Source organism: Veillonella sp. CAG:933, assembly GCF_000431435.1.
GTDB lineage: Bacteria > Bacillota > Negativicutes > Veillonellales > Veillonellaceae > Veillonella_A.
The window spans coordinates 11886-20975 of record NZ_HF986232.1 but is presented as its reverse complement, the minus strand read 5'-3'; the positions used below and the strand labels follow the sequence as shown (position 1 = coordinate 20975).

12 protein-coding genes and 1 pseudogene are annotated in these 9090 nt (G+C 42.7%); all 13 read right to left on the bottom strand.

The features are described from left to right. A pseudogene (locus QZL64_RS11750) lies at window positions 1-147 on the bottom strand (2-oxoacid:ferredoxin oxidoreductase subunit beta); the annotation flags it as partial. 1 nt (window position 148) lies between these two features. Further along, a complete protein-coding gene (locus QZL64_RS11745; RefSeq protein ID WP_021842153.1) occupies window positions 149-1900 on the bottom strand; it encodes a 2-oxoacid:acceptor oxidoreductase subunit alpha in 1752 nt (583 codons plus the stop codon). A 665-nt stretch (window positions 1901-2565) separates the two neighbouring features. Then, the gene (gene truA / locus QZL64_RS11740) at window positions 2566-3354 is read right to left on the bottom strand and encodes a tRNA pseudouridine(38-40) synthase TruA (RefSeq protein ID WP_021842152.1); all 789 of its coding nucleotides are present in this window, start codon (window positions 3352-3354) and stop codon (window positions 2566-2568) included. A 12-nt stretch (window positions 3355-3366) separates the two neighbouring features. Continuing rightward, window positions 3367-4173, bottom strand: a complete 807-nt coding sequence (locus tag QZL64_RS11735; protein ID WP_021842151.1) for an energy-coupling factor transporter transmembrane component T family protein — start codon at window positions 4171-4173, stop codon at window positions 3367-3369. After that, the gene (locus QZL64_RS11730; RefSeq protein ID WP_021842150.1) at window positions 4163-5032 is read right to left on the bottom strand and encodes an energy-coupling factor transporter ATPase; all 870 of its coding nucleotides are present in this window, start codon (window positions 5030-5032) and stop codon (window positions 4163-4165) included. The genes QZL64_RS11735 and QZL64_RS11730 overlap by 11 nt, the downstream gene beginning before the upstream one ends. After that, a complete protein-coding gene (locus QZL64_RS11725; RefSeq protein WP_021842149.1) occupies window positions 5023-5865 on the bottom strand; it encodes an energy-coupling factor transporter ATPase in 843 nt (280 codons plus the stop codon). Before QZL64_RS11725 ends, QZL64_RS11730 begins: the two co-directional genes overlap by 10 nt. A 295-nt stretch (window positions 5866-6160) precedes the next feature. Then, window positions 6161-6496, bottom strand: a complete 336-nt coding sequence (rplQ, locus tag QZL64_RS11720) for a 50S ribosomal protein L17 (RefSeq protein ID WP_006555680.1) — start codon at window positions 6494-6496, stop codon at window positions 6161-6163. 12 nt (window positions 6497-6508) lie between these two features. Continuing rightward, a complete protein-coding gene (locus QZL64_RS11715) occupies window positions 6509-7513 on the bottom strand; it encodes a DNA-directed RNA polymerase subunit alpha (RefSeq protein WP_021842148.1) in 1005 nt (334 codons plus the stop codon). 82 nt (window positions 7514-7595) lie between these two features. Further along, window positions 7596-7985, bottom strand: a complete 390-nt coding sequence (gene rpsK / locus QZL64_RS11710; RefSeq protein WP_006555678.1) for a 30S ribosomal protein S11 — start codon at window positions 7983-7985, stop codon at window positions 7596-7598. A gap of 17 nt (window positions 7986-8002) precedes the next feature. Further along, on the bottom strand, window positions 8003-8371 hold the full coding sequence (gene rpsM, locus QZL64_RS11705) for a 30S ribosomal protein S13 (RefSeq protein WP_021842147.1): 369 nt from the start codon (window positions 8369-8371) through the stop codon (window positions 8003-8005). A 22-nt stretch (window positions 8372-8393) separates the two neighbouring features. Next, window positions 8394-8507, bottom strand: a complete 114-nt coding sequence (gene rpmJ / locus QZL64_RS11700; protein WP_006555676.1) for a 50S ribosomal protein L36 — start codon at window positions 8505-8507, stop codon at window positions 8394-8396. 29 nt (window positions 8508-8536) lie between these two features. Further along, window positions 8537-8755, bottom strand: coding sequence for a translation initiation factor IF-1 (infA, locus tag QZL64_RS11695; protein ID WP_005377071.1), 219 nt, complete (start codon window positions 8753-8755; stop codon window positions 8537-8539). A gap of 21 nt (window positions 8756-8776) precedes the next feature. Further along, on the bottom strand, window positions 8777-9090 hold a 314-nt coding region (locus tag QZL64_RS11690; protein WP_296309598.1), incomplete at its 5' end, for a M24 family metallopeptidase.

Sequence of the window (9090 nt, the reverse complement as noted above, 5' to 3'; positions counted from 1 at the left end):
GCCGATACCGGAGATAACGGCTAAATTATCCGGACTAATATCAAGCTGAGCTACCGCATCGGTAATGGCAGCCTGTACCCCATAGTGCCCACAGCCGGGACACCAGTTAGGGCGAATATCATTTCTGTAATCGGTCACTTGTGCCATATTATAAAACCTCCTTAATTGCTTTCTTCACATAGGTTGCTGTGAATGGATTACCATCATATTTTAAGCAACTATGGAGCTTACATTTATTAGGCATATTAATACGGAAAATATCAGCTAATTGAGCCGTTGCGTTTTGTTCGCAAATAACAACTTTTTTAGCTTTTTCATAGAATGGCATTAACTGTTCTTTAGGGAACGGTTTAATCAAGCGAAGTTGTAAGTGGTTAACTTTAACACCTTCAGCTTCAAGTTCAGCTGCTGCTTCTTCAATAGCGCCACGGCTGGAAGCAATACCGATTACCAATACATCACATTCATCATGTTTTGCATTGTTAAGGAATGGTTCATATACTTCGGCAACTGTGCTCAATTTACGCAAGCGTTTGTCAGTCTGGCTAACGTGCATAGTCGGAGCTTCAGCAGGTTTACCTTCTTCATTATGTTCAAGACCGGTGGACAAGAACATACCGTTCTTCATACCAGGAATAGTACGAGGGGAAATACCGTCTTCAGTCAATTCAAAACGTTTGAAGTAATGAGGACGTTCCAATGCAGGTAAGTCTTCTTCTTTCATCAGTTTACCGCGTTCGATAGGTACACGGTTCAAATCAAAGGAAAGAACGGACTGTTTGTTAAGGCCCTGTTGTAAGTCAGGCATAAAGATTACCGGACATTGATACATTTCAGCCAAGTTGAATGCTTTTTGAATTTCGTAGAAGCATTCTTCAATGCTGGTTGGGGAAATAACAATATTGGCATAGTCACCATGAGCATTATGGCAAGCAGCGTTGATATCGGAAGTTTCTACTTTAGTAGCCATACCGGTGGATGGGCCGGAACGTTGTACATCGATAACGAGCATAGGAAGTTCCGCCATAGAAGCCATGGATAAGGATTCAGCCATAAGGCTGAGGCCCGGGCCGGAAGTACAAGTGAAACCGCGAACGCCTGCATATACACCGCCCATAGCAGTCATACAAGCAGCAATTTCATCTTCTGTCTGAACAACGGTAGCGCCGATATGGTCCATTTTCTTAATCATGTATTCCATAACTTCAGACGCCGGCGTAATCGGATAGGATGCCATGAAACGGGAACCTGCCGCAATAGCACCTAAAGCCAAGGCTTCATTACCCAATAAGAACATCTGGTCTTTTGGTTCCGGAACAGGTAATGTATCTACGTCGCCTTCGCCGCGTTTTTCTACGATAAGTTTGTAACCGTCTTCAAAAGCGTTTAAGTTTTTGTCGATTACATCTTCGGCTTTCTTCGCAAAACGAGCGGCAATCGCTGTTCTGAACGGAGCTTTGTCAAATCCTAATAGAGCAACCGACATACCTAAAGCAACAATGTTACGCATTAACAAGGAACCTTGCTTCATGGCGGTTTCGGTAATAGGAACGGGTAAGCAAGTGATTGGCTCACCTTCATATTTGGAGAAGTCCGGGTTAACTTTGCTGTCGCAAATAATATAACCGCCTTCACGAACTTCTTTGCCGTGCATGTCAACAGTTTCCTGATCCAAAGCAACTAAGAAGTCGATGGATTCGCCTACTGTCATGATTTGCTCAAGAGCAATACGCAATGCAAACGTTGTATGCCCACCTTTAATACGGGAAGCAAATAAACGTTGGCTGTACAAAGAGTAACCCTCTTTAGCTAAGATTGTGGCCATAATTTCGCCGCAGCTTTCGATACCTTCGCCCTGCTGGCCACCCATTTTCCAGATAAAATCTTTACGTTTTTGCAAAAGATTCACCCTCCTTAGGATTAACATTACTTGGTATAGTGGATCTGTTAAATCTTTCAACTACTTTACATTTTAACATTTTTATACAAAATCATCAATCATCATCAGCTAAAGATAAATTATGCCTATGCCTTGGATGCAATCCGCTAAATTCGCTATATTATCGTAATATTCTATAGTGTATAAAAAGTGAAGCATTAATCACGCAATACATATTAACTCATCACCACAGAATATTTATTCACACAGTATTACTATTAAACAGCCGCTTTAAAGTACTCAATGGTAAGACTTTTTCATTAGAAATAGCCTTACCATAATGATTTTTCATAAAGTTAAGCATTAAATCGGGCAACAAAGACAAGCAAAATAGTAAAAATTTTACAACTAAACTTTTGCATTTTATTAATTTTTTACTTATGTATATAAGTAAACTGCTAAATTGCATTTTCGAATTAGAAATGACTTGAAATACGCTATAAAGGAATATAGTCAAATTCATAGTCAAATTCTAAGCTCAAATCTTGACTGTATTCAGTAAGCTATGAGCAAATGATATATCCCTACAAAATAGTTCGTCTTTAACGCTTTACAACGATTTAATTGCTGCTCGTTTTGAACATAATTCTAAAAAGTTAAGGTACTATATGCTCAAACTTTTGCCATTATGCTTGCAAGCTGTCAATAACCGCTTGGCGTCGTTCTTCGTCAAAGAAGATTTCCTCCAAACAGAGCCCTTGTGGCGGTGCCGTTTTACCGATAAGACGCCGATTGCGAGCGGCTAACAGTTCCGGTATCTTAGCCGGCTCGATTCGCCCGAGCCCTACATCCACCAAAAGCCCCGCTATATTTCGCACCATATGATACAAAAAGCCATCCCCGATAACGTGAATATACACGGCCGGGCCGTTAAACTTTAAAGACACGGCAAACATAGTTTTTACCGGATTAGCCGGCGTTGAATTGGCGCCCTGTAAAGTAGTAAAGTCATGCGTTCCTTCCAGCGCTTTAGCCGCTGCCACCATAGCCTCGCGATTTAGCGGCTTTTTTACATGCCAGTGAAAGCGCATGCCAAGGGGATCTTCAATGACATCATTGTGAATAGTGTAGATATATTCCTTCCCTACTATTTTCCAACGGGGACGCCAATCTAACGGAATTTCTTCCGCCCGGCGAATTACAATAAAAGGCGGTAAATGTGCAATTAAAGCACGTGTCAGGTTTTCCACGGGAACACGCCCGGTTGTAAAAAAGGTCACTACCTGAAACTTAGCATGCACGCCTGCATCAGTGCGCGAAGCGCCATAAATAGAGATGGGCTCATTACACACTTTAGTGAGCGCCGCTTCCAAGCAGTCCTGCACCGTAATGCCGTTAACTTGGCTTTGATAGCCGTTTAATTCCGTGCCGTCATAAGCAACGATTAAACGAATATTGCGTTGTTCTGTCGCCAATGACAACCCTCCTTAGCCAATCGGCACAAAGCGTAAAACTAATAGTACTACAGTAATCACCAGTACGCCGGCAATGCCGATGTAATCATAACTTGTAATGGTTAATTCTTTCATGCGCGTACGGTTTTCACCACCGCGATAACAACGTGCTTCCATAGCTACCGCCAATTCATCGGCACGACGGAAGGCGCTGATAAAAAGCGGTACCAATAAAGGCACCATATTTTTAGCACGTTTTACCAAACTACCGGTCGTAAAGTCGGCACCACGCGAAGCTTGAGCCTTCATAATACGATCCGTTTCTTCCAATAAAGTGGGAATAAAACGCAAAGCAATAGTCATCATCATAGCCAGTTCATGAGCCGGTACACCGAAACGACGGAACGGATTCAAGAGATGCTCAATCCCGTCAGTCAAACGAATTGGTGATGTTGTATATGTAAGTAATGACGAGAAGATAATCAAAAATACCAAGCGGGCCGCCATATAGCTACCCATGCGCAAGCCTTCTTCACTGATGTGTAAGAAGCCGTACTGCCAAATCATTGTGCCCGGTGTTGTGAAAACATGAACACCCATGGTAAATACGATAATAATCCACAGCGGTTTAACGGAGTTCCAAACGAGGCGCATCGGTAAGCGCGATAACGCCACCGTAAATAGCGTAAACAACCCTACCAGCGTATATGCCAAAGTCGTTTCCGCCAAGAAAATAGCTATAATAAAAATCATAGTCGCCACAATCTTAGCGCGCGGATCCATGCGATGCAAAAAAGAGTCGCCCGGAAAATATTGTCCGATAGTAATATTACTTAGCATGATTTACCTCCTTTAAAGCAACTTCAATCGCCTTAACAGCATCATCTACGGAGATAACCTGCTGCGAAACCGGTAAGCCGCGGTCACGCAAATATTCCACCAACTTGGAAACAGGAGGTACATCCACACCGGCAGATTGCAATTCCTGTCGTTTGTTCATAAAAATGTCGATAGGTTTACCATCAAGCTGAATCTTACCGTTATCGATGACGATAAGGCGATTCGCCATGCGCGAAATATCTTCCATATTGTGAGATACGAGAACTACGGTAATGCCTTTTTTAGCATGTAAGTCGATGATTTTTTGGAAAATCTCTTCACGACCAAATGGGTCGAGGCCGGCCGACGGTTCGTCCAAAATAAGATAACTTGGATTCAGTGCTACCACGCCGGCAATAGCGACACGGCGCATTTGTCCACCGGAAAGTTGGAACGGCGAACGATTAGCGTAGGTTTCGTAGTCAAGTCCTACAAAGTCCATCGCTTCCCGTACGCGGGCGTCTACTTCATCGGCGCTGAGTCCTAAGTTCTTCGGACCAAAAGCAATATCTTGCGCAATCGTTTCTTCAAATAATTGATGCTCCGGATATTGGAACACCATGCCTACTTTATGACGCATTAATTTGGCTTCTTCTGTCTTAAGCGCCGCATCGACACCATCGATAGTAACCTGGCCCGTCGTCGGATGCAACAGCCCGTTCAGATGCTGTACCAAAGTGGATTTGCCGGAACCGGTATGACCGATGATGCCCACAAAATCGCCTTCATTGATTGTTAAATTAATTCCTTTCAGCGCTTCTTTGCGAAACGGCGTATGTTCCCCATACACATAAGAAACGTTGTTTAAAATTATTGGCATAATTGGTCCCCCAATTCTTCCTCAGTAATAATTTCATTCGACAGACTTACCCCATCGAGTCGCAATTTAGCGGCTACTTCTGCCGCCACCGGCACGTCAAGGCCTAACTCTTTAAGCATCGGTACCTGTGAAAAGATTTCACGTGGTGTACCGTCATGCAAGAGTTTACCGTTTTTCATTACCACCACACGGTCCGAAGTCACCGCTTCTTCCATGAAGTGCGTAATGTAAACGATTGTAATGCCTTCTTCTTTATTTAAACGATGAACGGTCTCCAATACTTCTTTACGTCCTACCGGATCAAGCATAGCCGTTGGTTCGTCCAGTACGATGCAGTCCGGCTTCATAGCCAATACACCGGCAATGGCGATGCGCTGTTTTTGCCCGCCTGATAAAAGGCCCGGGGAATGAAGGGCATATTCTGTCATATTAACACTGGCCAAGGCTTCATCCACCCGACGGCGAATCTCAGAAGGCTCTACACCTAAATTTTCCGGTCCGAAAGCCACATCTTCTTCAACTACGGCGGCTACAATCTGATTGTCCGGATTTTGGAAAACCATGCCCACATGCTGACGAATATCCCACAAATTTTTAGGGTCCTTCGTGTCCATGCCAAGTACGGTAACAGTCCCCTTGCTGGGCGTTAACAAAACGTTAAAATGCTTAGCTAAGGTACTTTTACCACTGCCGTTCGTGCCGATGATACTTACAAATTCCCCTTTACGAATGGCGAGGCTCACATCATCAAGGGCATATACTACATTGCCGGACTCATCTTGATAGGTATGACTCATGTGTTCGGTTTGTATCATTATATCCTGTGTGCTCATAATATCCTCAAATCTTAGTAAATTTATATGATTAAACGTTAATATCACTACATTGATAATATAAAAATAGCAACGATTCGTCAACCTATTAAATTGTTTAGGTTGTCAATATCATTTCTATTTGTATATTACCAATTTTGAAGGTATTCCCTCAAAATTAGAAATATTTAGCCTCACGCCACATCAGCCATAACTAATCATATCGTAAAAAATAGATATCTCATTATAGCACAGTATTAACGAGCATAAAAAAGCGGTGTTGCTAACATCCGTTGCAACACCGACTTCTTAATTGTTAAACAAGCTCGATAAGTGCTAATGGAGCCGCATCGCCTTTACGAAGGCCAAGCTTAATTACACGAGTGTAACCGCCCTGACGATCAGCATATTTTGGAGCAATTTCGTCAAATAATTTTTTTACTACATCTTCGTCCATGAGGTATGCAAGCACCTGACGACGAGCATGAAGATCACCACGTTTTGCAAGGGTAATCATCTGGTCAGCTAAGCCACGTAATTCTTTAGCTTTAGCTTCAGTCGTTTCAATGCGATCATACTGGAAGAAAGATGTTAACATACCGCGGAATAAAGCTTTGCGAGCAGAGCTGTCACGGCCTAATTTTCTATACATTAGTCATCCTCCTTATTCGCCTTTTTTCTTCAAGTAAAATGATCCCAAAGGATGTTTCTGAAGTTTTTCTTCAATTTCATCAATGGATTTTTTACCTAAATTACGTACCTTACCTAAATCATCCATACTCTTATCTAAGAGGTCCGCAATTGTATTGATGCTTGCGCGTTTCAAACAATTGTATGCACGAACGGACAATTCCAAATCGTCGATAAGGATTTTAGATGGACCGTCATCATCCGGTACATCTACGCCGCCCACTTCGCCTTTACCGTCCAAGTCACTATTTTCACTTGGAACGTCAAATTCTTCAACCGAATGAGCAAGCTTGGTGAAGTTTTTCAAATAGCCAATCATAATATTAGCCGAACGTGCTACTGCTTCCGCAGCGGTAATGGAACCATTGGTAACAACTTCGAGAGTTAATTTATCAAAGTCCATTTCATTACCTACACGCACATCACTTACTTCATATTTCGCACGAAGAATTGGAGAGAAGATGGAATCGATTGGAATACGACCGATTACATCATCATCTTTTTTATTCTTCGTAGATGGCACATATCCTTTACCACGTTCAATGCGAACATCCATTACGAGATGAGCCACTTCATCCATCGTAGCGATTACGAGGTCAGGATTTAAAATTTCTAATTCCGGTGGACAGAATCGTTCCAATTCACCGGCTGTTAGAACGCCCTCTTTCTGAATATCTACGTGGAGATCTACTGGCACTTGTGCTTCGCCGTCAAGACGGAAACACAATTGCTTGAGGTTTAGGATTATATCCGTTACGTCCTCACGAATACCAGGAATTGTAGAAAATTCATGAAGCACACCATCAATTTTAATAGAAGTGATAGCTGCTCCATCTAAAGACGAAAGCAGAATTCGACGTAAGCTGTTACCGAGCGTAATCCCGTAGCCGCGATCTAATGGTTCACAGACGAATTTACCATAACGACCGTTGTCGCGTACTTCAACTTTCTCGATTTTTAATTTCTTTTCTTCGCTCATCAGGACAATCCTCCTATAAAACACGTCGTCTATCTATAGTATATCATAGCAATCGCAAAATGCGATTACTTAAAACTATAAATTATACACGACGACGTTTTGGAGGACGGCAACCATTGTGAGGAATCGGAGTAACGTCTTTAATGCTGTTTACTTCGAGACCAGCAGCCTGCAATGCACGGATTGCAGCTTCACGGCCGGAGCCTGGACCTTTAACGAATACTTCAACCTGACGTAAGCCATGTTCCATAGCTGCTTTAGCTGCTTGTTCAGCTGCCATCTGAGCTGCGAATGGAGTGCTTTTACGGGAACCACGGAATCCAAGACCGCCTGCAGAAGCCCAGGAAAGTGCATTACCGTTTGTGTCAGTAATAGTTACGATAGTGTTGTTGAATGTGGAACGGATATGAGCCGCACCGGATTCAACGTGTTTCTTTTCTTTTCTTTTAGTTCTTACTACCTTTTTAGCCACGCTTTATCCCTCCTTTATTATTTCTTCTTCCCAGCAATTGCTTTTCTAGGACCTTTACGAGTACGAGCATTTGTCTTAGTGCGTTGACCGCGCAAAGGCAAGCCTGCACGATGACGTTTGCCGCGATAGGAGTTGATTTCGATTAAGCGTTTAATGTTGAGTGCTTCTTCACGACGAAGGTCACCTTCAACTTTATAATCTTCATCAAGAATCGCACGAATTTTCGCAACTTCATCTTCAGTAAGGTCACGAACGCGAGTATCAGGATTAATACCAGTTTTTTCCAAAATTTCTTTGGACAAAGTAAGTCCGATACCATAAATATAAGTTAAACCAATTTCCACACGTTTGTCACGTGGTAAATCTACACCGGCTATACGTGCCATCTATTCATCCACCTCCTATCAATTATCCTTGTTTTTGTTTATGTTTCGGGTTTTCGCAAATTACCATTACACGGCCTTTACGTTTAATGATTTTGCATTTTTCGCATATCTTTTTAACTGATGGTCTAACCTTCATAAGTACCTCCTTTGTGTCGCTGCCGCTTACTATTTAAAACGGTAGGTAATACGACCACGATTTAAGTCATATGGTGTCAGTTCCATAGTAACTTTATCACCGGGAAGGATACGAATAAAATTCATACGCATTTTGCCTGACACATGAGCAAGTACCACATGACCATTTTCAAGTTCTACCTGAAACATGGCATTAGGTAATGCCTCTACGACCGTACCTTCCACTTCAATAACGTCTTCTTTTGACATATCATTTCCTCCGGCTACTGGTTATTTTATCAACCTGGGTTCATCACGCATGGTCAAAATTTCAGGGCCGTTTTCAGTAACAACCACTGTATGTTCAAAGTGCGCTGCCGGTTTGCCGTCACGAGTAACGGCTGTCCAGTCATCGTCCAGAACCTGCACTTCGTAAGTCCCCATAGTAATCATTGGCTCTATACAAAGCACCATACCCGGCTTTAATAAGGGGCCATGCCCAGCCGGACCGTAATTTGGAATCTGCGGATCTTCGTGCATTTCACGACCGAGGCCATGCCCTACGAAGTCTCGCACAACACCAAATCCAAATTTTTCACAATACG